Origin of the sequence: Herbaspirillum sp. C9C3 (assembly GCF_013359625.1) — a bacterium.
In the GTDB taxonomy this organism is placed as follows: Bacteria; Pseudomonadota; Gammaproteobacteria; order Burkholderiales; family Burkholderiaceae_D; genus Herbaspirillum.
Genome location: NZ_JABFMQ010000013.1, coordinates 59,146 through 83,670 on the forward strand (window position 1 = coordinate 59,146; position 24,525 = coordinate 83,670).

16 protein-coding genes are annotated in these 24,525 nt (G+C 62.3%); 8 read left to right on the forward strand and 8 right to left on the reverse strand.

What is annotated here, in order from left to right; translation table 11 throughout:
- Positions 1 to 44: 44 nt before the first annotated feature.
- Both bcsQ and HNO82_RS13665 read right to left on the reverse strand, forming a co-directional pair.
- Positions 45 to 1,358 carry a cellulose biosynthesis protein BcsQ gene (gene bcsQ, locus HNO82_RS13660; protein WP_175344092.1) on the reverse strand — a complete coding sequence of 438 codons (1,314 nt, stop codon included), beginning with the start codon at positions 1,356 to 1,358 and terminating at the stop codon, positions 45 to 47.
- A 592-nt stretch (positions 1,359 to 1,950) separates the two neighbouring features.
- Positions 1,951 to 4,275 (reverse strand): ATP-dependent DNA helicase, encoded by a 2,325-nt coding sequence (locus tag HNO82_RS13665; protein WP_175344093.1) that lies wholly within the window; start codon positions 4,273 to 4,275, stop codon positions 1,951 to 1,953.
- 234 nt (positions 4,276 to 4,509) lie between these two features.
- On the opposite strand from HNO82_RS13665, the gene HNO82_RS13670 reads away from it, so the two are divergent.
- Together HNO82_RS13670 and HNO82_RS13675 are read left to right on the forward strand one after the other, a co-directional pair.
- Positions 4,510 to 6,027, forward strand: coding sequence for a lyase family protein (locus tag HNO82_RS13670; RefSeq protein ID WP_008326633.1), 1,518 nt, complete (start codon positions 4,510 to 4,512; stop codon positions 6,025 to 6,027).
- A 58-nt stretch (positions 6,028 to 6,085) separates the two neighbouring features.
- Positions 6,086 to 8,596: an autotransporter outer membrane beta-barrel domain-containing protein gene (locus HNO82_RS13675; RefSeq protein WP_175344094.1), complete on the forward strand. Its 2,511-nt coding sequence runs from the start codon at positions 6,086 to 6,088 to the stop codon at positions 8,594 to 8,596.
- 313 nt (positions 8,597 to 8,909) lie between these two features.
- Here HNO82_RS13675 and HNO82_RS13680 read toward each other — a convergent pair whose 3' ends face one another.
- Entirely contained in the window at positions 8,910 to 10,370 is a 1,461-nt protein-coding gene (locus HNO82_RS13680) for an efflux transporter outer membrane subunit (protein ID WP_175344095.1), read from the reverse strand.
- Positions 10,371 to 10,460: 90 nt separating this feature from the next.
- Here HNO82_RS13680 and HNO82_RS13685 point away from each other — a divergent pair, with 90 nt between their 5' ends.
- The 6 genes from HNO82_RS13685 (at position 10,461) to HNO82_RS13710 (ending at position 18,386) form a co-directional block, all read left to right on the forward strand.
- The gene (locus HNO82_RS13685) at positions 10,461 to 11,078 is read left to right on the forward strand and encodes a TetR/AcrR family transcriptional regulator (RefSeq protein WP_175344096.1); all 618 of its coding nucleotides are present in this window, start codon (positions 10,461 to 10,463) and stop codon (positions 11,076 to 11,078) included.
- An 88-nt stretch (positions 11,079 to 11,166) separates the two neighbouring features.
- A complete protein-coding gene (locus tag HNO82_RS13690; protein WP_175344097.1) occupies positions 11,167 to 12,279 on the forward strand; it encodes an efflux RND transporter periplasmic adaptor subunit in 1,113 nt (370 codons plus the stop codon).
- A complete protein-coding gene (locus tag HNO82_RS13695) occupies positions 12,276 to 15,374 on the forward strand; it encodes an efflux RND transporter permease subunit (protein WP_175344098.1) in 3,099 nt (1,032 codons plus the stop codon). Before HNO82_RS13690 ends, HNO82_RS13695 begins: the two co-directional genes overlap by 4 nt.
- A gap of 11 nt (positions 15,375 to 15,385) precedes the next feature.
- Positions 15,386 to 16,192: an oxidoreductase gene (locus HNO82_RS13700; protein WP_175344099.1), complete on the forward strand. Its 807-nt coding sequence runs from the start codon at positions 15,386 to 15,388 to the stop codon at positions 16,190 to 16,192.
- Between the two features lie 450 nt (positions 16,193 to 16,642).
- Positions 16,643 to 17,488, forward strand: a complete 846-nt coding sequence (locus HNO82_RS13705; RefSeq protein ID WP_008326618.1) for an ureidoglycolate lyase — start codon at positions 16,643 to 16,645, stop codon at positions 17,486 to 17,488.
- A gap of 145 nt (positions 17,489 to 17,633) precedes the next feature.
- Positions 17,634 to 18,386 (forward strand): SDR family NAD(P)-dependent oxidoreductase, encoded by a 753-nt coding sequence (locus HNO82_RS13710; protein WP_008326617.1) that lies wholly within the window; start codon positions 17,634 to 17,636, stop codon positions 18,384 to 18,386.
- Between the two features lie 157 nt (positions 18,387 to 18,543).
- On the opposite strand, the gene HNO82_RS13715 is transcribed toward HNO82_RS13710, so the two are convergent.
- From HNO82_RS13715 to pstB, 5 genes are all read right to left on the reverse strand, one after another.
- On the reverse strand, positions 18,544 to 20,184 hold the full coding sequence (locus HNO82_RS13715; protein ID WP_175344100.1) for a methyl-accepting chemotaxis protein: 1,641 nt from the start codon (positions 20,182 to 20,184) through the stop codon (positions 18,544 to 18,546).
- Positions 20,185 to 20,665: 481 nt separating this feature from the next.
- Complete coding sequence (gene phoR, locus HNO82_RS13720) at positions 20,666 to 21,976, reverse strand: phosphate regulon sensor histidine kinase PhoR (RefSeq protein ID WP_175344101.1); 1,311 nt, start codon at positions 21,974 to 21,976, stop codon at positions 20,666 to 20,668.
- 89 nt (positions 21,977 to 22,065) lie between these two features.
- Positions 22,066 to 22,743, reverse strand: coding sequence for a response regulator (locus tag HNO82_RS13725; RefSeq protein WP_175344102.1), 678 nt, complete (start codon positions 22,741 to 22,743; stop codon positions 22,066 to 22,068).
- 94 nt (positions 22,744 to 22,837) lie between these two features.
- Positions 22,838 to 23,545, reverse strand: coding sequence for a phosphate signaling complex protein PhoU (gene phoU, locus HNO82_RS13730; protein ID WP_008326613.1), 708 nt, complete (start codon positions 23,543 to 23,545; stop codon positions 22,838 to 22,840).
- 179 nt (positions 23,546 to 23,724) lie between these two features.
- Positions 23,725 to 24,525: a phosphate ABC transporter ATP-binding protein PstB gene (gene pstB / locus HNO82_RS13735; RefSeq protein ID WP_008326612.1), complete on the reverse strand. Its 801-nt coding sequence runs from the start codon at positions 24,523 to 24,525 to the stop codon at positions 23,725 to 23,727.

A 24,525-nucleotide genomic window follows, 5' to 3' on the forward strand; every position in this document is an offset into this window, starting at 1 on the left:
GTCGGGCTGGCGTTGCGATGGCGATGTTGCCTGTGGTCCATGGTTCATGCGCGTGCACCTGCGGCGGCCGCCTTGAGCACAGCGGCGCGCAGCACTTCGCTGACGCCCTGCAACTGATCATAGACCGGCGAATGCCCGGCCTTGACCAGCGGATTGAAGCCGTAGGCCAGACCTTCGCTGATGGCGTGATCGAGCGCGACCACACCGGCCAGGCGCGGCCCCATCCAGCGCTTGAGGACTTCCAGCATGTCCTGGCAGAAGCTGCGGCTGCCGTCGTACTTGTTGACCACATAGCGGCAATTGTTGCGGCCATGCAGGGCCTGGCGCATGTGCTCCAGTGCCAGGAAGGAACCGGCATCGGGCGTGACCACCGCCAGCACCTGATCGGCCGCCTGCAGGGCCTGCTCCAGATAAGGGGTCTGGCCGGCCGGCAGATCCAGCAGGACCACGTCACCCGCCTGCAATTGCAGCGCGTGCAGCTGGCGCAGCAGCCATTGGCCATCCACGCTCATCTGCCGCGCCAGCGCCGCTTCCCCGGCGGCGGCCACCACGGTATGACTCAACACCTGCGTACCGGCCGTACCGACGGCCAGGCTGCTGCGCCAGTCCCCGCTGGCGGCCGCGGCAGTCTGCCGGGCCACGGCCTCGGCACTCACGCCCAGGTGATATTGCAAGGCATTCTGCGGGTCCAGGTCGATGGCGACCACACGACCATGACGCGCCAGGCTGCAGGCCAGCGCCGAACACAGGGTGGTCTTGCCGACCCCGCCCTTGGGCGAGACCACGGCAATCACCTGCGCCGGTGTAGTAGGCGGCACGGCCAGTTGGGGCTGGCCGGTGTCGTCATTGCTGGCGCGCTGCTGGGCTTCGCGTTCGCGCGCGGCCTCGCCCAGCATGGAGCGCAACAGGGTGGGAACGGCGGGCTCGGTGGTGGAGGCAGCTTGGACGGGAACGCTCGCAGAAGCATCGGGTGAGCCCGCAGCCGGGGTCGCGGTCGGGGCGGTCGGCGCAGGTGCCGGACGGGCAAGCGGGGCAACCGGAGCCAGCCTGGCGGCCACGGGAGCGGGCGACGATGCCGTGACGGGATCCATCACGGGCTCAATGCGTTGCAAAGAAGAAGGCACAGGGTCCGCCAGCAAGGGCGCCGCTGCGCTGGCCGCCACTACCGGTGCCGGCTCGGCCCCGGCACTGCCGTCCACCGACCCGGCTGCCGTCACGGCGGCGCCCTGCTGCGCTACCACCAGCGGCGCCTTGGGCTTGCGCGACGGCTCCTTGTAGTTGATCGCAGCCTCGATCTCGAGGTATCCGTCCACCGTTGCCCCGAACTTGCTCAGCAAGTTGGAGATATCGTTTCCCATGCTTGACTCCCTGCCCAGTCCTGCTACCGGCGGCTTTTGACCGGGTGCGCACGACCTGCCTGCAACCTTGTTAAAAAGCGGTAAGTTTCCCCATATGCTGCCATCCCCCTGCTATATTCGTTAATCCGCTCTATCGGCGGTGCGTTCCCCTCTGCCTACGGAGTGATGCTCCGTACGGACCAAGCGCAGGAATGTTGTATTTTCGACCACATTCCGAGTTGTCATTAAAACAAACAAATCCTGATACCGCAACCTTCTTCGTTGTCAAAAATGTAAAAAGCCGACAAGACACAACACTCATTTCTTGACGGGAATACATGAAGGAAGAGGCGGAATCTTACATGTCAGCGGCTCGTCTTGTCGCTTGTCAGCGACAATTTGTTCCTGCCGCGACGCGGATTTGACACACCGGCCACCTGGCCCTTTCGGCCAGATCGCCCAGCCTGTGCCGGTCAGCGCCGCACCTCCCACTTTGCAGGAAGATGTGGCGAATTTGCCCTACCCGTACCAACACCGCCTATGCTATCCATTCAAAAAAACTTGTCACTCGGGAAAAACCTGACAAGTCCGTGCAGCCCCTGCTGCACAGCGGCTACCGAGGGTCTCGGGGAGTTGCTGCCGGTGGTGAATCGAGTTGCCACCAGGCGGGTAGCAGGGCCTGCACTTCGGGTCGGCCAAAACGCTGGTCGATCAGCCACACGGTGCCGTAGTCGCTCTCGGTACGAATGACGCGGCCGGCCGCCTGCACTACTTTCTGCATGCCGGGGTAGAGGTAGGCGTAGTCGTAGCCGCAACCAAACAATTGCTCCATGCGTTGGCGCATCTGCTCGTTGACCGGATTGAACTGCGGCAGCCCGAGGGTTGCCACGAAGGCACCGATGAGACGCTCGCCGGGCAGATCCACGCCCTCCCCGAAGGAACCGCCCAAGACCGCGAAACCGATACCCTGCCCGCCTCTTTCGAAACGGGCCAGGAAGGCATCGCGGTCGGTTTCGGACATGCGGCGCGACTGCTGCCAGGTGGGAATCTCCGGGTGCGCATGGGCGAAGGCGCCATGCGCCTGTTGCAGATAATCGAAGCTGGAGAAGAACGCCAGGTAATTGCCGGGACGCTCTGCATACTGGCGCGCCATCAGTTCGCCAATGGGCGCGATGGAGGCGGCGCGGCGCTGCCAGGTGGTGGCGATCCGGTGCGCCACCCGTATCTGCAACTGGCTGGCCTGGAAGGGCGACGCCACGTCGACCCAGGCGGTACTGGCGGGCATGCCCAGCAGATCGGCAAAGTAGTTCCACGGCGCCAGCGTGGCCGAGAACAGGATGGTGGCATGCGCGCAGGCAAAGCGTGGTCCGAGGAAGGGTGCGGGCACCACGTTGCGAATGCACAGCACGGTGTTGCGTTCATCTTCCCGCGTGAGGTCAAACAGTGAATGCGGACCGAAGGATTCGGCCAGCCTGACGAAGGCCATGGCATCGAAGTAGAAATCCCGCAGCGGCGCCTCCAGCGGCACCGCCACCTGAGCCAGGTAGTCGCTGATGGCGCCCACGCTGCCGGCGAGCGCTTCGACCAGTCTGGCCGGTGGCGCCTCCAGCACCTGATAGGGCAAGTCGGCCTTCTTGCCGGTGGCGGTCCAGGCGCGGCCCAGTCGTTCCAGCGGCTTGGCCACCGCCGGCGGGGCCACCGCGCGTGCCGCACGCAGGGCCGCGCGACTCAGTTGCGCGCTGTACATGCTACGGGCGCGGGAGACCAGGTTGTGGGCCTCGTCGGCCAGCACGCTCACGCGCCAGTCATGCGCCTGGGCCATTGCGTAGAGCATGGCGCCGCCATCGAACCAGTAGTTGTAGTCGCCGACGATGAGGTCGCTCCAGCGCGTCATCTCGCTGCCCAGGTAGTAGGGGCAGACCTGGTGTTGCAGGGCCACGCTGCGCAACTGGTCGCGATCCAGCAGCGGCTGCGTCAGACAGGCCGCGCGGGCCGCCGGCAGGCGATCGTAGAAACCCTGGGCCAGGGGACAGGAATCGCCCCGGCACAGCCGGTCGGGATATTCGCAGGTCTTGTCGCGGGCGCACAGTTCCAGCACGCGCAGCGGCAGCCTGCCGTGCTCCTTCAAGGTGGTCGCGGCATCCAGCGCCAGCTGCCGGCCCGGCGTCTTGGCGGCGAGGAAGAAGATCTTGTCCAGCCGCTGCAACGGTGCCGCCTTCAACGCCGGGAACAGCGTGCCCAGTGTCTTGCCGATGCCGGTGGGCGCCTGTGCCAGCAGGCTGCGCCGGGCCGTGTGGGCGCGAAAGACGGCCTCGGCCAGTTGCCGCTGGCCGGGACGAAAATCCCCATGCGGAAAGCGCAGGGCCTGCAAGGCCGCATCACGCGCGTGGCGATGCGCCAGTTCCTGCTCGGCCCAGCGCATGAAGCGCTCGCATTGGGCGGCAAAGAGTGCGGCAAGTTCTTCACGGCTGCGGGTCTCTTCCAGCAGCGTTTCCTGCTGGCTGCCGATATCGAAATACACCAGTGCCAGATGGATGTGCGCCAGTCCCAGCTTCTCGCACATCAGGTGCCCGTAGACGCGCAACTGCGCCCAGTGCAGGTGACGGTGGTTGTCCGGCAGGCTGGCGAGCTGACCGCGATAAGTCTTCACTTCTTCCAGCCGCGTGCGCATGGGGTCATAGCCATCGGCGCGTCCACGCACGTGCAGCGCCCCATGCTGCGCCGAAAGATTCACTTCGCTCTGGTAGCCCTGCCCGCGCCGCTGCGCCACGATGAGGTGACCGGCCATGCCTTCCCGGGCAGTCGGCGTGGGGGTGAAACGCAGGTCCAGATCGCCCGCCTTGGCGGTGAATTCGCACAAGGCGCGTACCGAGACGGTATAGCGCGGCACGCTCCTGTCCTGCACCACAACGATGGGGGGAAGGGTGGACTCGCTCATGCCGCCTGCTGGAAATTGCTCAGGGAGTAGAAGCGGTGATCGGAGACGGCGGGCATTGCGGCTGAGATGGCGTGGCGAGATGACTGTATGAATGCACAGTATATCGTGTCCTGACAAATCGCTACAGATTGGCGTGACTGCGTATGAAGGATGTGACGCGGCTGCCTCCACGCGAATGGCCGATGGCCGCTATCATGGGCGCTGCACATTCCAACATTGCTCCAGGAGACCGCCTTGCCCAAGCCTTCTACCCTCGCCTTTGCGCTGTGCGCCGCCCTGTTGGGCAGCGCGCCCCCGTTGCACGCGCAGCAGCACACGCGCCACGATGAATTCTTCTGGCTGGGTGAAATCAACAAGGCCACGGCGGTCATCAATACCGACGAAGGCTTGCTGGACAAGTCGATGACGCCGCTGTTCGTCAAGGGTATCCGCAAGGTGCTGGCCGATGGCGAGCTGCCCGGGGCCAAACGACCGACACTGGTGATCACCTTCGAGCCGCTGCTGATTCAGGCCGCCGGCCCGCAGATCACGCTGCTGCATGCGGGGCGCTCCAGCCAGGACATGCTTTCCACCCTGCGCGCGGCCATCCTGCGCGAAGACCTGCTGACCCTGGCCAGCCAGCTCAACGCCACCACCGCCGCGCTGGTAAAGCTGGCTGCCAGCCAGCGCGACACCATCGTGCCCAACTACACCAATGGCGTGGCCGCGCAACCCAACAGCTACGGTCATTACCTGCTGGGCTTCGCGGCCGCACTGGACCGCGACGCCCAGCGTCTGCGCGAAGCCTATGTGCGCCTGGACCGCTCGGCCATGGGGACCACCGTCCTCAATGGCACCAGCTGGCCGCTGAACCGCCAGCGCATGGCGGACTACCTGGGCTTTGCGGCCATTGTCGACAACGCCTATGACGCCGCGCAGCTGTCGCCGGTGGATGCCCCGGTGGAAGTGGGCGCCCTGGTCTCGTCCATCGCCCTGCATGCGGGCGCCTACATTCAGGACGTGATGACGCAATATGCCCAGCCGCGTCCATGGATCCTGTTGCAGGAAGGCGGCGCCAATACCTACGTGTCCTCGGCCATGCCGCAGAAACGCAATCCGGGCCTGCTCAACGGCACCCGGCGCGATGCCTCGCGGGTCATTGCCGATGGCATGGGCGTGCTCATCGTGGCGCACAACCTGCCGCCCGGCATGAGCGATGCCAAGGATGTCAAACCCAACAAGGAGATGGTGCTCAACACGGTCAAGGTACTGAAGAACTGGGAGAGCATTCTGGGGGCGCTGGTCATCGATCCCAAGCGCGCGCTGGAAGAACTCAACAGTGACTGGACCGCATCCCAGGAGCTGGCCGATGTGCTCATGCGCAAGTACAAGCTGCCGTTCCGGGTGGGTCACCACTTTGCCTCGGAGGTGGTGGAGTATGCCAAGGCCAACGATATCCGTCCGCTGGATTTCCCTTATGACCAGGCGCAGCGCATCTATCACGAAGCGGTGCTCAATTCGGAATTCCCGCAGAGCCTGCCGATGTCGGAACAGGAATTTCGCAGCACGCTCGATCCCGTGGCCATCGTGCGCAATCGCGCGACCGTCGGCGGTCCGCAGCCGGCCGAGATGGATCGCATGCTGCGCGAAGCCACGGCAAGAGTGGCGCAACAGGACGCCTGGATCAAGGCGAGACAGCAGCACATTGCCGGCTCGCTGCAAAAGCTGGATGCAGATTTTGATCGGATGGCGGTGGCGGCGGGCGTGAAGTAAGGCGGGCGGTGCGGCCCTGACGAAACATCGATTGCCCCCCTGACGTGCGGAGCTCCCAGTGAATAATGGACGGGGTCTGTATGCGGACGGCAATTCACGGGCGGTGACCGTGGATGGCAGCTACAACATCACCGGCACCAGCGGGCCTGAAGTCACCGTCAGCATCAACAATACCGCGACAGGCACAGTGGAGGCCTATCAGGCGGCCATTCGCGTCATCAACTACTACGGCCTGGCGCAGGCCAGCAATGCCGGCAGCGCACATTCGACCACGGCACAGGCACTGGTTGCGTGGTCGCAGGCTGGCAATACGACCATCAGCAACAGCGGCACCGCGACCACCGATGACAACAACGCCATCGTCGCCTTCACCGAGCGCGGCAATGCCACCATCAGCAACAGCGGCACCGCCACCGCGGGCAAGCTGGTCTCGGGGTCCGCCGGTACCGCGGGTTTCTCCGCCATGCGGGCAGCGGTGGACTATGTCGGTGACATCACCATCACCAATAGCGGCGGCGCAACGGCGACAGCCAACAGTGACGTTGCCATCGTCGCCCACACCCCCCAAGGCAATGCCAGCATCACCAATGCCGGACAGGTAAGCGGCAAGGCCGGCGTGGCCATGACCAGCGGCGCCGGTCTGGGCAACGACAGCATCAACGACACCTCGGCATCGGCCAGCAACACGATCACCGGCAATGCCAGTCTGACCAACAGCGGCACCATCAGCGGTGTGGACTATGCTGCCTATCTGGATTCCTCCGCCAACAACATCAGCAACAGCGGCACCATCCGTTCCCAGGGCAAATCGCTGATCCTCAGTGGGGGCGCCAGCACCATTGCCAATACCGGCACGCTGGCTGGCGACATCGAGAACACGGCGGCCGCCGCGCTCACCATTTCCGGGGCAAGCGGTTCGGGCTTGGGCGTGCTCACGGGCTACAACAACGGCATCGGCACCATCACCAGCACTGCCGCAGACGTGGTACTGAGCTCGGGCAACCTGCTGCTCAATGACCATATCAATGCCGGCACACATACGGTGAACAACAGCGGCAGTCAGCTGCAGATCAACAATCGTCTGGACATTACCGGCAACTACACGCAAGCGGCCGCTGCCGGATTGATCCTGGGCGTGGCCAATGGCGCCACCACCAATGGCAACAGCGGTGATAGCGGCTACGGTTCCCTGCAGGTCGATGGCAATACGACGCTGGCCGCCGGCACCACCATCTCGCTCAAGAAACTGGACAGCGCGTATTCCTTTGCGCGCGGACAGCGCTATGTGGCCATCTCCACCAGTGGCACCACCAACTATGATCCCGCCAACCTGAACTATGTGGCCAGCGGCTTCACGGTCAGCGGTGCCAATGTCATCGATAACGGCCGCACGGCACTGGTGCTGAGTCTGGGCGATGCCGTCAATCCCGCCACCACAAGCAATGCGCAATCCGCCTTCAACGGGCTGATCAACTACGGCGGTGCCAACCAGCGTTTGCTCAACGTGCTCAACGCCGCTCTGGCACTGGGCTCGACGAGCGAGGCCAACAAGGCGGGTGCGCAACTGAGTCCGGCGGCCGGGACGGTGGCGGCCAACCAGGCGGTCTCCAGTGCGACCAATAAAATTGTCGACGTCATTTCTGCGCACGTTGATGGTTTGCGCGTGGCGCAAGCCGGCAGCGGCTCCGGCATCGCCACCGGCGAATCCGCGGGTCACTGGGCCTGGTGGGGGCAAGCACTGGCCGGAAGCGCCCGGCAGAGCATGCGCGATAACGTCAGCGGATTTCACGCCAGCTACAGTGGCCTTCTGATGGGCCTGGATCGCAGCGTGGAAGAGCGCTGGCGCGTCGGCGCGCTGGCCAGCTACGTCAGCAACTCGGTCGTGGGCCGCGATGACAACGCCGGCAGTTCTTCTCACGTGGATTCCTACGGGGCGATGGCCTACGCCGGCTACACGGCTGACCGGTGGTATGCCGATGCCAGCATCGGTGTCATCAAGCATCATTACGATACGGCACGCGTCATTGATTTCACCGGTTTCTCCAGTATTGCCAGCGGGCGTTTCCAGGGACTGCAGAACATCGTGTCATTGGAAGCGGGTCTGCCTGTGCGTCTGGACCAGATCTGGTCCCGTACCACGTTGACCCCCATCGGCAAGATCAGCTACAGCAATCTGCGTCAGGATGCCTACACCGAAACCGGCGGCAACGGTGCGGCGCTGCGGGTAGACGGGGTATCGGCCAATTCGCTCAAGAGCGAAGTGGGGCTCAAGCTGGAGCGCATGGTCGACACAGCCTATGGAGAATTGTCGCCAGCCATTCAGATTGGATGGCGCCACGAGTACCGCAGCAATGCGCTGCGCACGATTTCAAGCTTTGCTGACGACACCACCGGAACCTCCACCTTTGTCAGCAGCGGCGCCACTGCGCTGCGCGACAGCGGAGTATTCGCCTTGAGCGCCACGCTCGTCAATCGGCAGAATCTGACGATCACGGCACGCTACACGATGGAAGTCGCGCCAGGTTATACGGCCCAGACCGGGGATTTGCGCTTGCGTTATCAATTCTGATCAGCGGGTGCTGTGCGGCGTTTTTTGCGGAGAACCATGAAGGCGATTCCCGGATTGATCCGCATCCCGGGGACTCTCAGACTTTTCTGCCCGCTTTGGGATCCCGAGGCCGGTTCACATTCAATCTGCCAGATGCGCCGTCGCCCTTGGAGCCTGTTCACGCTTGACGGCCAGGGAAACAATATCCGCAAAAAACACCCCGCCGGGCCGGGGAGCCAAGACGGGGTGAAAGGTTTGCAGACGACCGGGGGGAGCGTCGCAAACACGGCAAATTACTGACTTGCGCCAACGAAATGGGTCGGTGGTGTGCGCCTCACGTTCTGCTGGCGCTGGCAGGTGGATGCCAGCCTCCTCCCAGGGACTTGAAGGTCAGCACGACCGCGCGCGCGGCTTCAGCACGTGCCTGGATTTGCGCATCGGCGGAGCGCAGCACGCTCTGGTCGGCCTGCAACACATCAATCATGCTCACGCTGCCCCTGTGGTAGGCAGCAATGACAGAGGCACGAGATTGCTCAAGTGAGTGCACGCTCTGGAGCAAGAACGCTGCCTGCTCTTCCCTGCGGGTCAAGGTGGAAATGGCGTTCTCGACGTCCTCTGTGGCTTTGATCGCTGTCAGACGATAAGCTGCCAGCATTTCAGCTTCCTGTCCTTTTGCCTGCTCAATCTGGGCATTGATGCGACCAAAGTCAAACAAGCGCCAGCGCAATCCCAACGCGCCACTGGCCTGGCTTGCGCCGGAGCTAAAGAGGTTGCCACTGGAAACCGAGGTGGCGCTGCCAATAAGGCCCGACAGCGACAGCTTGGGGTAATACTCCGCCATGGCGACGCCGATACGGGCATTGGCAGAGACCAGTCGATACTCTGCGGCGATGACGTCCGGTCTGCGTCGCAGCAGTTGCGCGGGGGCGCCGATATCACCAAGCTGCGGGGACTGCGGAATGCTCCCCGCTTGTTTCAGTTCGGAGCCATACGTACCCGGCGGCGCGCCCAGCATTACATCCATGGCATTCATCGCCACATCCAGCGCGGTGACCAGTACCGGGACGGCAGCCTGCGACTGGGCCAGGCCAGCGTCGATCTGTCTGACCTGCATCGACGCCAGCAAGCCACGTTCCAATAGTCGTCGGCTCAGATCCAGCAATGCCTGCTGGGTACGTACCTGCTCGCGCGCATTCTGCAGGCGCTCCTGCAAGCCGCGAATGCTGATGTAGGTATCGGCGACCTGAGCCGCCACCGCCAGCTCGACAGCGGCCATTGCGGCCTCGGAGGCCTGGTAGTCGGCCAGCGCGGCCTCTTTGCCGCGACGCAGGCCGCCGAAGATGTCCAGTTCCCAGCTGGCATCGAGGTCCGCAGAATACGCATGGCCATCGCGGTCAAAACCGGGCTGGGAGTTGAGGATCTGTCCCAGTGGCGTCTGGACTGACTGGTACGCCCGCGCAGCCTGAGCGCTCACTCCAGCCGAAGGCAACAGCGCCGCATTGGCAGCACCCACGGCTGCCTGCGCTTGCTGCAGGCGTGCCCTGGCCTGCGCCAGATCGAGGTTTTGCTGCAAGGCCAAAGACACCAGGCGCGTCAATTGCGGATCGCCGAAACGGGTCCACCATTGACCCAGATCCGCCAGGCTCGGAGCGCTGCCACTGGGCTTTTGCAACAGGCTCCGGGTCTGATAGTGATCCGGCAATGCGGTGGCAGGTCGGACATAATCCGGGCCGACAGAGCAGGCTGACACCGTGCCCGCAGCCAGCAGTGCGAAAAGGGAACGCTTGAGCAACATGATCCAGTATCCGTGGAAGTGATGTGTTGTGACCATAATACCAATTGGTCACACGTTGTTCAATCACGAATCTTGGCGTAAGCTATCGCCATGAACAAGCCCCATACCTACCCGGTGTCCGCCCGGGGGCCCGTGGACCATGAAGTCCGGGACCAAATCGTTAACGCTGCTACCGAGCACTTCAGCCGCTATGGTTACGAAAAAACCACAGTATCCGACCTGGCCAAGGCCATTGGCTTCTCCAAGGCATACATCTACAAGTTCTTCGAGTCCAAGCAGACCATCGGCGAGATGATCTGCGCCAATTGCCTGCGTCAGATCGAAGCCGAGATCCGCGAAGCCGTGGCGCAGACAGATCTTGCGCCGGAAAAGCTGCGTCGCATGTTCAAAACCTCCACAGAGGCAAGCCTCAAGCTGTTTTTCCAGGATCGCAAGCTCTACGAGATTGCCGCGGCCGCCGCCACGGAGAACTGGCAGTCAGTGATTGCCTACGAAGAACGCATTCAAAAGCTGTTGCAAGACGTCTTGCAGGCCGGGCGACAGAGCGGTGAATTCGAACGCAAAACGCCTCTGGACGAGATCGTCAAGGCGATCTACCTGGTGATGCGCCCCTACCTGAACCCCTTGCTCTTGCAACACAGCTTCGATTATGTCGAGGCGGCACCGTTACACCTGTCCAGTTTGGTGCTGCGAAGTTTGTCACCGTGACATATCTTCCACATTCTTTTGTGACCATTGACTGAATTGGTCACAAGTATCAAAATGAAGGTCCAATTACTTCGTCGATGGGACTTTCATGCTCCGGCGCCGCTTCGTTACCTCCACCCTTCTCTGTGCATTCCCCTTTGCGCTGGCCGCCTGCGGCGACAAAGCGGCATCTGACCCGCGCACCGAGGCGCCCTTGGTGCGCGCCGCCACGGTCACAGGTGTTACTCCGGCATCACGTTCATTCACCGGCACCGTCGCTGCACGGATACAGAGCGATCTGGGCTTCCGTGTCTCCGGCAAGGTGCTGGAACGACTTGTGGACGCCGGGCAAACCGTCAAGCGCGGCCAGACGCTCATGCGCCTTGACCCCGTCGATCTGAAACTTGCAGCTCAGGCGCAACGAGAAGCCGTCGCTGCTGCGCGGGCACGCGCCGAGCAGAGCGCGCAAGATGAGGCGCGTTACCGCGACTTGCGGGGAACGGGGGCAATCTCGGCCTCAAGCTACGATCAAATCAAGGCAGCGGCGGATGCAGCGAAAGCCCAACTGAGCGCCGCCGAAGCGCAGGCTGTCGTTGCACGCAATGCGAGCGGCTATGCGGAATTAATTGCCGATAGCGATGGGGTGGTCATGGAAACGCTCGCCGAGCCCGGGCAGGTAGTCAGCGCCGGGCAGACTGTCGTGCGCCTGGCGCGCGCCGGGCAACGCGAGGCCGTGATCCAGCTGCCCGAGACCCTGCGCCCGGCAATCGGCTCGACCGCGCAGGCCAGGCTCTTTGGCAAAGCGGGGCCAGGCGTTCCGGCCAGGCTTCGCCAGCTCTCCGATGCGGCTGATCGGCTTACCCGAACTTTCGAGGCCAGATATGTGCTCGACGGTGAATTGGGCAAAGCGCCGCTGGGCAGTACGGTCACCATCCAGATTGCCAATGGGCTAGCCTCCACACAAGGCCGTCTGCAGGTCCCCATCGGCTCCGTCTTCGATGGGGGCAAGGGGCCGGGCGTTTGGCTCATCAGTGGCAAGCCCGAAAAGGTGTCTTGGCGGGCTGTAAGGATCGAGCATCTGGGTGAGGACAGTGCCCAGATTTCCGGGCCGCTCAAATTGGGCGACCAGATCGTGGCGTTGGGTGCACACCTCTTGCAGGAAGGTGTGCAGGTTCGAGTCAGTGCTCAACCGGACATGGCTGCGCAAGGAGAGCGTCCGTGAGCGAAGGCCGATTCAACCTGTCAGCACTCGCGGTGCGCGAGCGCTCCATTACCCTGTTTCTGATTTTGCTCATTACTGGTGCCGGCATCCTTGCATTCCTTCAGCTCGGGCGTGCAGAAGATCCGCCCTTTACGATCAAGCAGATGACGGTCATCACGGCATGGCCCGGCGCAACCGCACAGGAAATGCAGGATCAGGTTGCAGAGCCGCTGGAAAAGCGGATGCAAGAGCTGCGGTGGTACGATCGGACGGAGACTTACACCCGTCCCGGTCTGGCCTTCACCATGGTTGTGCTGCGCGATAGCGCCCCACCGTCTGAAGTACAGGAGGAGTTCTATCAGGCGCGCAAAAAGCTCGCCGATGAGGCCAAGAAGCTGCCGGCCGGGGTCATCGGGCCGATCGTCAATGACGAATATGCCGATGTGACCTTCGCGCTCTTTGCACTCAAGGCCAAAGGCGAGTCTCAGCGTCTGATGGTGCGTGATGCGGAAACCTTGCGGCAGCAACTGCTGCATGTTCCCGGGGTAAAGAAAGTCAATATCATTGGAGAGCAGTCCGAACGCATCTTCGTGTCGTTCTCGCATGATCGTCTTGCCACCTTGGGGATCACGCCTCAGGACATCTTTGCGGCACTCAATGCGCAGAACGTTTTGACTCCCGCCGGGGCAATTGAAACCAAGGGGCCGCAAGTCTTCCTGCGCGTCGATGGCGCATTCGACAAGCTGGAGAAGATCCGGCAAACACCGATCAGCGCCAGGGGGCGCACACTGAAGCTTGCGGATGTGGCTACGGTCGAGCGCGGCTATGAGGATCCCGCCACCTTCCAGGTGCGCAGCAACGGTGAACCGGCGCTGCTCCTCGGGGTCGTGATGCGCGATGATTGGAACGGCCTGGAGCTCGGAAAGGCACTGCAATCGGAAGTCTCCAAGATCAACAAAAGCCTCCCCCTGGGCATGTCTCTGACGAAGGTGACCGATCAGTCGGTCAATATCAGTTCGGCAGTGGACGAATTCATGGTCAAGTTCTTCGTCGCGCTACTTGTCGTGATGGTGGTCTGTTTCCTCAGCATGGGCTGGCGCGTGGGTATCGTGGTCGCGGCCGCGGTACCTCTGACGCTGGCGGCGGTGTTCATCATCATGGCGGCTACCGGAAAGAACTTCGACCGCATCACGCTGGGCTCGCTGATTCTGGCGCTGGGCCTGCTGGTGGACGACGCCATCATCGCCATCGAAATGATGGTCGTGAAGATGGAGGAAGGCTATAGCAGAATCGCCGCTTCAGCCTATGCGTGGAGTCATACGGCAGCGCCCATGCTCTCCGGTACGCTGGTCACGGCCATCGGCTTCATGCCCAATGGGTTCGCACGTTCCACGGCTGGCGAATACACCAGCAACATGTTCTGGATTGTCGGCATCGCGCTGGTCGTTTCCTGGGTAGTTGCGGTCGCGTTCACGCCATATCTTGGCGTGAAGATGCTTCCTGACATCAAGCGCGTAGAGGGTGGACATGAAGCCATCTACAACACCCGCAACTACAATCGCTTCCGGCAGGTACTGAGGCGTGTCATCGCCCGCAAATGGTGGGTGGCCGGTGCAGTGGTGGGGACATTCGTACTGGCCGTTGTCGGCATGGGACTGGTCAAAAAGCAGTTCTTCCCGACATCAGACCGGCCCGAGGTACTTGTCGAAGTGCAGATGCCGTATGGCACTTCGATTGAGCAAACCAGTGCGGCGACGGCGAAGGTGGAAGCCTGGCTGGCCAAGCAGGCGGAAGCGAAGGTTGTTACATCCTACATCGGCCAGGGCGCTCCGCGCTTCTTCCTTGCGATGTCGCCAGAATTGCCTGATCCGTCGTTCGCCAAGATTGTAGTACTCACCGGTAACGAAAAAGAGCGCGAGTCGCTCAAATACCGGCTGCGCCAGGTAATCGCCGACGGCCTGGCACCGCAGGCGCGGGTACGCGTGACTCAGATCGTTTTCGGCCCGCCTTCTCCGTTCCCGGTGGCCTTCCGCGTGATGGGGCCCGACCCCGACCAGCTGCGCATGATCGCAGCGCAGGTCGAGCAGGTCATGCGCGCCAGTCCGATGATGCGGACCGTCAACACGGATTGGGGCTCGCGCGTACCCACCTTGCACTTTGCGCTTGATCAGGACCGGCTCCAGGCCGTGGGACTAACGTCAAGCTCCGTGGCCTTGCAGTTGCAATTCCTGTTGAGTGGCGTACCGATTACAGAAGTACGAGAGGATATCCGTTCGGTGCAGGTGGTTGGGCGTGCGGCTGGCGAGATTCGTCTTGATCCGGCAAAGATCGCAGGCTTTACGCTGATCGGTTCGGCGGGGCAACGCATTCCACTGTCACAGGTGGGTAGCGTCGAAGTGCGCATGGAAGATCCCATTCTGCGACGCCGTGACCGCACGCCCACCATGACAGTGCGGGGTGACATCGCTGACGGACTGCAACCGCCGGATGTCTCCACAGCCATCTACCAGCAATTGCAACCGATCATCAAACAGCTCCCTGCTGGCTACCGCATCGAACTGGCAGGTTCCATCGAAGAAGCCGGCAAGGCCACCACGGCAATGCTGCCACTGTTTCCTGTCATGATTGCGCTGACCCTGCTCGTGATTATCTTGCAGGTGCGGTCGATGTCGGCCATGGTCATGGTATTTCTGACCAGCCCGCTCGGATTGATCGGCGTAGTGCCCACGCTGCTGCTGTTCCAGCAACCATTCGGCATCAATGCTCTGGTCGGGTTGATTGCGCTGTCCGGCATTCTGATGCGTAACACGCTGATCTTGATTGGACAGATTCACCACAATGAACAGGAGGGCTTGAGCCCCTTCAATGCGGTTGTCGAAGCAACCGTACAGCGTGCACGGCCCGTGCTCCTGACGGCACTGGCCGCTATCCTGGCGTTCATTCCGCTGACGCATTCGGTGTTCTGGGGGACGCTGGCCTACACACTCATCGGTGGCACCTTCGCCGGGACGATTCTGACTCTGGTGTTTCTGCCGGCCATGTATTCCATCTGGTTCAAGATCAGACCGGTTCCTTTGCAAAGCTCAGCACCCTCTATCGCCAACTCACCAAAATAAAAGGAACTACCATGTCGAACTCCCAGGTCGTTGTCGTCACTGGCGTTTCATCCGGCATAGGCCGCGCCACTGCAATCAAATTCGCGCAACGCGGGTGCCGGGTATTTGGGACCGTGCGCAACCTGCAAAAGGCTCAGGCCATACCCGGTGTCGCGCTGGTGGAGATGGAACTTCGCGATGAAGCCTCCGTTGAACACGCAATCCAGACCATCATTGCTCAGGCCCAGCGTATCGACGTTCTGGTCAACAGCGCGGGCGTGACTCTGGTGGGCGCGACCGAAGAAACGTCAACCGATGAAGCCAAGACGCTGTTTGATACCAATCTGTTTGGCCTTTTGCGCATGATCAAGGCAGTGCTTCCGCACATGCGCGAGAAGCGCTCCGGCCGCATTGTCAACGTGAGTTCGGTGCTGGGTTTTCTGCCCGCACCTTACATGGCGCTCTATTCGGCATCCAAGCATGCCGTCGAGGGGCTCTCCGAGACACTCGACCACGAAGTGCGCCAGTTCGGCATTCGCGTCGCACTGGTCGAACCATCGTTCACAAGGACCAACCTGGATCTCAATGCACCACAAACCCTTTGCAAGATTCCTGAGTACGGCGAAGAGTTCAGTGCCGTCTCACAGGCCATTGAGAAGAACGTCAAAAACGCGCCCGATCCTGGTGGCGTGGCCGATACGATTGTCGATGCCGCTTTGGGACCTTGGAAAATGCGCCGCACGCCGAAGGGTGAAGCGTCCCTTCTGGCAAAGCTGCGCCGCTTCATGCCTGCCGGCCCGGTCGAGAAGGGGCTGAGAAAAACGTTTGGACTGGCCTGAGCCAGTCGTTGCCCGTCCGAGAGCGGGACCATACCATCGCTGTCAGGCACCGCGGCCAGTTGCCTGATCGTGAACACATCGTGCGGTCGGCCTCGCACGAAACCGGCCCGTTACGCGTGACTGGCCGGTTGGTCCACAGCGGCGACCGCCTGGCCACGGCCGATGCGCGTATCGAGGACGAGCAAGGCAAGCGCTACGCCCACGCAACGACAAGCTGCTTTGTATTTGACCTGCCAGCGCGCTCGTTGTAGTGCGCGAGGGATGTTTCACCGCAGGGAGAGCTGCAGCCCCCCTCCCCCATCAACCACCTATTGGTCTTACCAATAAACTGGTAATATCCAGTTTCCCAAGAACGAAAGCCACCGGCCTGTCGCCCGCCCTCGGCAATCTGATGCCGCGCAACGGCGCCACGGTGTCAATCAGAGACAATTCTTTCTCAAAGGAAACACGATGAAATTACTGCGTTACGGCCCGGTGGGGCAGGAAAAGCCCGGCATCCTCGACCAGTCCGGCAAGATCCGCGACCTGTCCGCCCATCTCAAGGATGTCAACGGCGCCGTACTGGATGACGCATCGCTGGAGAAAATCCGCCAGCTGGACATCAACAGCCTGCCCGTGGTCGAGGGCTCGCCGCGTATCGGCGCCTGCGTGGGCAACATCGGCAAGTTCATCTGCATCGGCCTGAACTACGCCGATCACGCCGCCGAATCCAACCTGCCCATCCCCGCCGAACCGGTCGTCTTCAACAAGTGGACCTCGGCCGTGGTCGGTCCCAACGATAACGTGAAGATCCCGCGCGGCTCCAGGAAAACCGATTGGGAAGTCGAACTGGGCGTGGTCATCGGCAAGGGCGGCACCTATATCGACGAGAAGGATGCCATGTCCCACGTGGCCGGTTACTGCGTGGTCAACGACGTCTCCGAACGCGAATACCAGATCGAACGCGGCGGCACCTGGGACAAGGGCAAGGGCTGCGATACCTTCGGCCCCATCGGTCCCTGGCTGGTCACCCGCGACGAAATCGCCGACCCGCAGAAGCTGGGCATGTGGCTGGAAGTGGATGGCAAGCGCTACCAGAACGGCAATACCAGCACCATGATCTTCGGTGTGGCGCATATCGTCTCCTACCTGTCGCGCTTCATGAGCCTGCAGCCGGGCGACGTCATCTCCACCGGCACGCCGCCGGGCGTGGGCATGGGCGTCAAGCCGGAAGCGGTCTACCTGCGCGCCGGCCAGACCATGCGCCTGGGCATCGACGGCCTGGGCGAACAGCAGCAGAAGACCATCGACGCCTGATCCGTCACGGTTCACCGCGTCACCCCGCGCTGCCCGTCGGCAGCGCGGCAGTATCCCATCCAGGCACAAGAACAAGAATGACCAAGCGCGGGCACGACTGCGCCTGCGCGATCCAATCGACCGCAACAGGGAAGGAGAAGACACAATGAATCACTACGATTTCCAGGGCCGCAGCGCCATCATCACCGGCGGTGCCCAGGGCTTCGGCTATGCCGTGGCCGAACGCCTGCTGCAAGGCCGCGCCAAGGTGGTCCTCTGGGACATGGACGAAAAAGCCCTGGCCGAGGCCCGCGCCAGGCTGGAGCCGCTGGGCAATGTCGAGACCATCCGCGTGGATATCTCCAGCCAGGCCGACGTGCAGCAAGCCATCGAAGCCACCGAAAAACTGACCCAGTCCATCGACATCCTGGTGCACAGCGCCGGCATCGCCGGCCAGAACAATCCGGTGGCGGACTATTCGCCCGAAGAATGGCGCCGCGTGATCGACATCGATCTCAACGGGGCCTTCTACGTCAACCAGGTGGTGGTCCAGCGCATGATCGCGCAAAACTATGGGCGCATCGTCAACATCGCCTCCATCGCCGGCAAGGAAGGCAATCCCACCGCCTCCGCCTACAGCGCGGCCAAAGCCGGCATGATCGCCCTCACCAAGAGCCTGGGCAAGGAAACCGCAACCCGCAACATCGCCGTCAACGCCATCACCCCGGCTGCGGCGCAAACCCGCATCCTGGAGCAATGCACCCAGGCGCACATCGACTACATGCTCTCCAAGATCCCGCGCGCACGCTTCGTGAAGGTGGAAGAGCTGGCGGCGATGGTGGCCTGGCTGGTGTCCGAGGAAAATTCCTTCACCACCGCCTCCGTGTTCGACCTCTCGGGCGGTCGGGCCACCTACTGATGGCGCCGGGCCGGGCTGGCGGACATGCCCGGCCAATCTGAAGCAGATTGCTTCAGTTGCGCTGCAAGCCTCCGTACTTTCGGCCTACCCAAGACCAGGAACCCGCCCGGATATGAAGGGCGATTCCTGGTCAATTGTTTGTGACCTCGCCATCCCCTCAGGGCAAGGCCGGTCGCGGCGGCGTGATATCCACCGGTGCGCGGCTGGCCGGTTCGGCGCTGGCGTAGCCGACCTGGTCCTGGGCATGCACCTTGAACTGGCTGACCACGTCGGACAGGCGCGCGGCCTGTTCCTGCATGGCTTCGGCTGCGGCGGCGGCCTGTTCGACCAGGGCGGCATTCTGCTGCGTGGTCTGGTCCATGTCGGTGATGGCCAGGTTGACCTGGCTGATGCCGTCGCTCTGCTCGCTGCTGGCGGCGGTGATCTCGGCCACGATATCGGCGACCTGGCGCACGCTGGTCACCACTTCGTCCATGGTGGTGCCGGCGCGACTGACCAGTTCGCTGCCGGAGCCGACCTTGGCCACCGAGTCATCGATGAGGGTCTTGATTTCCTTGGCGGCCGAGGCCGACCGCTGGGCCAGCGAACGCACTTCGGAAGCCACCACCGCAAAGCCCCTGCCCTGTTCACCGGCGCGCGCGGCCTCCACCGCCGCGTTCAGTGCCAGGATATTGGTCTGGAAGGCAATGCCGTCGATGACGCTGATGATGTCGACGATCTTGCGCGAGGATTCGTTGATCGACCCCATGGTGGAAATGACCTGCGACACCACCTCCCCGCCATGCTGCGCCACCGACGAAGCGGAGGCTGCAAGCTGGTTGGCCTGGCGGGCGTTGTCGGCATTCTGGGCCACGGTGGAAGTCAGTTCTTCCATGGCCGAGGCGGTTTCTTCCAAGGCACCGGCCTGGCGTTCGGTACGCGCCGACAGGTCCAGGTTGCCGGTGGCAATCTCGCGCGAGGCCGTGCCGATGGCATCAGTGCCGCTGCGCACCTGGCCGACGATGCGGGCCAGGTTGCCGGTCATGGCCTCCAGCGCGTGCATCAGCTTGCCGGTTTCATCCTTGCGGGCGACCAGGGTTTCGTCGACGCGGGTGGTGAGATCCCCGGCGGCGACCGATTCGGCCACATTGACCGCCTTTTCCAGCGGTCGCGTGATGCCCAGCGCCAGGCTGCGTGCAAACAGCCAGCCCAGTGCCACCTGCAGGATGGCCAGGCCGATCATCAGGTTGCGGCTTTCCTGATAGACGCTCTGGATGCGGGCGGCTACCTGGTCGATGTTGGCACGCTGCAAGTTGAGCAATTGTTGCAACTCATCGATATAGCCCTTGGCGGCCACGTCAAAGGGGCCGGCCAGGATCTTGGCCGCTTCCTCAGGCTGGCCATCGGCCTTGGCCTTGGAAATGGCGTCACGGTACTTGATGTAATCCTTGCGCACCTGGCCCAGCCTGGCGAAGACGGCCTTCTCTTCCGGCGACTCGATCAGGGCCTCGATAGCCTTCTGCTGCGAGGTGGACATGCGGCTGGCCTCTGCCGCGTCTGCGGCAAAGAAGGCGGCCAGGCTGGGATCGGCACTCTTGGCAATGGCCGTGGTGCGGCGCACGCTGGTGTGGATGGTGCGGTACCAGTCCGAGACCAGGCGCTCCTTGGTCAGCGGCTCCTGCATCATCTCCCTGGTGGCTTCGGCAATGCCTTGCAGACGCCAGATCGAGAGTGCCACCACAACGCTGGCAGCAGCGAGGATGACGGCAAAACCCAGGCCCAGGCGGCGACCTATCTTCATGTTGGCGAAATAGCTCATCGTTTTCTCTTTTGCGCAGTGGATGGAGGGAGAGACCGGGCATGACGCATACCGGCCTCGGGCGCTTCGGCTGCATGGTGCAACCAATAGCACCGCAACGCGATCAGGAATTTCCTGACAACAAGCTTCCGACACGGCTAAGGAATGACCACAGCCGCTTCAGGTTGCCACTTGCACACAGCACCATGGGCCGTGTGGCATCAAGCAAGATAAAGCCCGCGCGAGATTCGCACATGCACTTTCTCCGGCAATGATCACAGGCTTGCATCACGGCCTATCCGGGCAGACGCCCCCGCAAGCGCACCGGATCGCGAGGCGACATTGTCACCAGCAAGGCAGAGTGACAGGCATTCGTAGTTTCACTTACTGACGTCGCGTCAGCGATGAGCTATGGCGCCATGGTACGCCGGGAGGGCGAATTCAAAGAGAAAAAAAGGATGCCGAAGCATCCTTTCCATTTGGTTTGAGCACCGCGCAGCGCTCATTGCTGCGCAGCATAATCGGCAATGGTCTGGGTCGTCGGGAAGTGCACCGTGAAGGTACTGCCGTGATCCGGCACCGAGGCGATCTCCAGCGTGGCATGGTGGCGCAGCAGCACGTGACGCACGATGGCCAGGCCCAGTCCGGTGCCCTGGGTCTCGCGCGAGCGGCTCTTGTCGACGCGGTAGAAGCGTTCGGTCAGGCGCGAGATGTGTTCGGGGCTGATGCCGATGCCGGTATCCTGCACCGCAAAATGCGCGCCCCGCTCGTCGCTCTGCCAGCGCAGGGTGATGGTGCCGCCTTCCGGGGTATAGCGCACGGCGTTGGTGACCAGGTTGGTGAAGGCACTGCGCAATTCCTCGGCATTGCCCTTCAGATCCGGCCCCTCGACGACGAGACGGATATCGTGCTTGCCCGCCGACAAGGCCCGCCCTTCCTCGGCGATACGCTCCAGCAGCGGACGCACGCGCAGCACTTCGGAGCGCAAGGGGTAGTCGATCGACTCCAGGCGCGTGAGCGTGAGCATGTCGTCGATCAGGTTCTGCATGCGCTGGCCCTGCTCGGTCATGAGCTTGAGGTGCGCCATGCGGGTGGCTTCCTCCAGGTTGGGCTGGGCCAGGGCGATTTCCAGGAAACCGTTGATGACCGTCAGGGGCGTGCGCAGCTCGTGCGAGGCATTGGCCACGAAGTCACGGCGCATCATGTCGATGCGCTGGGATTCGGTCACGTCGTGGGTGACCAGGATCTGGCGCCGGTTCTCGAAGGGAATGATCTGGATGATCAGCTTGCGCTCATGCAGAGCCAGCGTGAGCGGCTGCTCGTAGCGGCCCAGGATGATGTAATCGATGAAGGCAGGATTGCGGATCAGGTTGGTCACGCGCATGCCCTTGTCGCGATCCAGCTTCAGGCCCAGGTGCGACTGCGCGGCCGGATTGCACCACTCCAGGAAGAGCACGTCATCCATGATCACCACACCGTCCGGCAGCAGGCTCATGGCCTGGCGAAAGCGCGCCAGCCACTCGGCCAGTTCGGCCTGGTTCCTTTCGTCGTCACGGCGCATGCGGTACAGGCGTGCATACACATCGGTCCAGGCGCCCCAGCCATCGGGCAGGCGCGACTGGCCGGAATCGTCCAGCCAGGTGGACAGGCGCAGCAGGTAATGCAGGTGGGCGATCATCATCGCGCCCACGCCCAGTACCGCCGTGACCAGTCCGATGATGGGACCGAAAAAGAAAGCGACGACTCCCGCTCCGGCCAGGCATAACACCAGGCGCAATACAGCAGGAATCCAGAACAGAAGTTGTGGACTCATTGATTTGACAGATAAATCTTGGAAGCGCCCGCGCGCCGAATTTGTAATTGTCCTGATTATGACTGACGCGGGCGGATTGGTCTTTGATCTTACTTGGTCGAGAGCATATAGCCGACGCTGCGCACCGTCTTGATGAGGTGCTCGGCATCGCGCAGGGCCTTGCGCAGGCGCAGCACGTGTACATCGACGGTACGTTCCTCGATCACCACGTGGTCCCCCCAGACGCGGTCGAGCAACTGGCTGCGCGAGAACACGCGGTCAGGATGGGCCAGGAAGAACTTGAGCAGCTTGTATTCGGCGTGGCCGATATCGATACGCGCCCCCGACAGGCTCACCGAGCAACTGGCCGGATCGAGCGTGACGGGACCGGCCGACATCACCTCCTGCGCATGTTCCGGGCTCTTGCGACGCAACAGCGCCTTGATGCGCGCGGTCAGTTCGCGCGGGGAGAAGGGCTTGGTGATGTAGTCATCGGCGCCGTTGTCGAGACCGGCGATCTTGTCTTCTTCCATGCTCTTGGCAGTGAGCATGATGACCGAGAGCTGGTGCAGCTGGCGGTCGGCGCGGATGCGCGAGAGCAGGTGCAGGCCGCTGCGATCCGGCAGCATCCAGTCCAGCAGCACCAGTTGCGGCGCACGATGCTGGACGAAGTCCCAGGCCGCCGCCGCATTGGAGACCACGAAGCTGGACCAGCCTGCCTCCTTCAGGGTAAAGGCAATCAGTTCGGCAATGGAGGGTTCGTCTTCGACGATGAGGATAGTAGTCATGATAGTCAGGCTTGTTAGCAGTATCGCGGGTCTCCCCTCCGCAATCCGGTGGTGGCTGCCGTTCCCCCGCTTGCCACCGCCGGTGCCGTCGTGCTTAGTCTTCTTCCTGGGTCGTCTTGGCCGACGCGAAGTCGGTATGGCGGATATCCTTGCCACCGACCACGTAGACCACGTATTCGGCGATGTTCTTGGCATGGTCGCCGATACGTTCGATGGCCTTGGCCACCCACAGGGTATCGATGGAACCGGAGATGGTGCGCGGGTCTTCCATCATGAAGGTGATGAGGCTGCGGGTGATGGAGCGGAAGCCGTGGTCGATGCGTTCATCCTGCTTGATCAGTTCAGCGGCCTGCTGGTCATCGAGGCGGGCGAAGGCGTCCAGGGCGCTGCGCAGCTGGTCCATGGCCTGTTCGGCGATCAGGCTCACGGTTTCGTAGTGCGAGACCAGGCCGATACCGCGCTTGTGCAGGTGGATGGCGGTACGGGCGATCTTGGTCGCCTCGTCGCCCACGCGTTCCAGGTCGGTGATGATCTTGATGGTGGCCATGACGGTACGCAGATCATTGGCGGTCGGCTGGCGACGCACGATGAGATGGCTGCAGGCATCATCGAGCTCGACTTCGAGGCGATTGACGGCTTCGTCGTCCTTCATCACGCGATGGGCGACATCGAGGTTGCCGTTGCGGAAGGCCGCAATCGCATCCTGGAACTGGTGTTCCACCATGCCGCCCATGGCAAGCACCTTGGAGCGGATCTGCTCCAGATCCTGGTCATACTGTTTGGAGGAATGATCGCCGGTCATGTGACGTCCCTAAAAAGAAATTCTATAAATAATATATACAGTGCAATGACTACGGTTCGGGGTGCGGCATGGGCGTAGCGAGCAATCCCGAGGTCTGCGGGAGAAGCGCAGCCGTACTGGGGTACGGCGAGCATCGCAGCGCAGAGATCGGGATGCGCAGTAGCCCAGGCCGTACCCTATTAGCCAAAGCGGCCGGTGATGTAGTCTTGGGTTTCCTTGCGCACCGGATTCATGAAAATCTGGTCAGTCTCACCAAACTCCACCAGTTCGCCCAGGTACATGTAGGCGGTGTAATCCGAGCAACGCGCCGCCTGCTGCATGTTGTGGGTCACGATGGCGATGGTGTAGTCGTTCTTGAGTTCACCAATCAGTTCTTCCACCTTGGCCGTCGAAATCGGATCCAGTGCCGAGGTCGGTTCATCCAGCAGCAGCACTTCCGGCTTGACTGCCACACCGCGCGCAATGCACAGGCGTTGTTGCTGACCGCCGGAGAGCGACAGGCCGCTCTTGTGCAGCTTGTCCTTGACTTCACCCCACAGGGCGGCCTTGTTGAGCGCCCATTCGACGCGCTCGTCCATTTCGCCCTTGGGCAGGTTTTCATACAGGCGGATACCGAAGGCGATGTTGTCGTACACCGACATCGGGAACGGCGTCGGTTTCTGGAACACCATGCCGACCTTGGCGCGCAGCATGTTCAGATCCTGACCAGGTTCGAGGATGTTGTTGCCGGCATAGAGGATCTTGCCCTCGGCGCGCTGGCCGGGGTACAGGTCGTACATGCGGTTGAAGGTACGCAGCAGCGTCGACTTGCCGCATCCGGAGGGACCGATGAAGGCGGTGACCTTGCCTTCATAGATGTTGAGGTTGATGTTCTTCAAACCCTGGAATCCGCCGTAATAGAAGTTCAGTTGCGAGACTTCCAGCGTGGCCTTCTGGGCCGCAGCGGCGTTCAGAGGTGCGGTCGGAGCGTGGCTTGCCAT

Bases quoted from the DNA above. Each gene is read 5' to 3' on its own strand.
- bcsQ (WP_175344092.1), bottom strand. From the start codon at position 1,358: ATGGGAAACGATATCTCCAACTTGCTGAGCAAGTTCGGGGCAACGGTG.
- HNO82_RS13665 (WP_175344093.1), bottom strand. From the start codon at position 4,275: ATGAGCGAGTCCACCCTTCCCCCCATCGTTGTGGTGCAGGACAGGAGC.
- HNO82_RS13680 (WP_175344095.1), bottom strand. From the start codon at position 10,370: ATGTTGCTCAAGCGTTCCCTTTTCGCACTGCTGGCTGCGGGCACGGTG.
- HNO82_RS13685 (WP_175344096.1), top strand. From the start codon at position 10,461: ATGAACAAGCCCCATACCTACCCGGTGTCCGCCCGGGGGCCCGTGGAC.
- HNO82_RS13690 (WP_175344097.1), top strand. From the start codon at position 11,167: ATGCTCCGGCGCCGCTTCGTTACCTCCACCCTTCTCTGTGCATTCCCC.
- HNO82_RS13700 (WP_175344099.1), top strand. From the start codon at position 15,386: ATGTCGAACTCCCAGGTCGTTGTCGTCACTGGCGTTTCATCCGGCATA.
- HNO82_RS13705 (WP_008326618.1), top strand. From the start codon at position 16,643: ATGAAATTACTGCGTTACGGCCCGGTGGGGCAGGAAAAGCCCGGCATC.
- HNO82_RS13710 (WP_008326617.1), top strand. From the start codon at position 17,634: ATGAATCACTACGATTTCCAGGGCCGCAGCGCCATCATCACCGGCGGT.
- HNO82_RS13715 (WP_175344100.1), bottom strand. From the start codon at position 20,184: ATGAGCTATTTCGCCAACATGAAGATAGGTCGCCGCCTGGGCCTGGGT.
- phoR (WP_175344101.1), bottom strand. From the start codon at position 21,976: ATGAGTCCACAACTTCTGTTCTGGATTCCTGCTGTATTGCGCCTGGTG.
- HNO82_RS13725 (WP_175344102.1), bottom strand. From the start codon at position 22,743: ATGACTACTATCCTCATCGTCGAAGACGAACCCTCCATTGCCGAACTG.
- phoU (WP_008326613.1), bottom strand. From the start codon at position 23,545: ATGACCGGCGATCATTCCTCCAAACAGTATGACCAGGATCTGGAGCAG.
- pstB (WP_008326612.1), bottom strand. From the start codon at position 24,525: ATGGCAAGCCACGCTCCGACCGCACCTCTGAACGCCGCTGCGGCCCAG.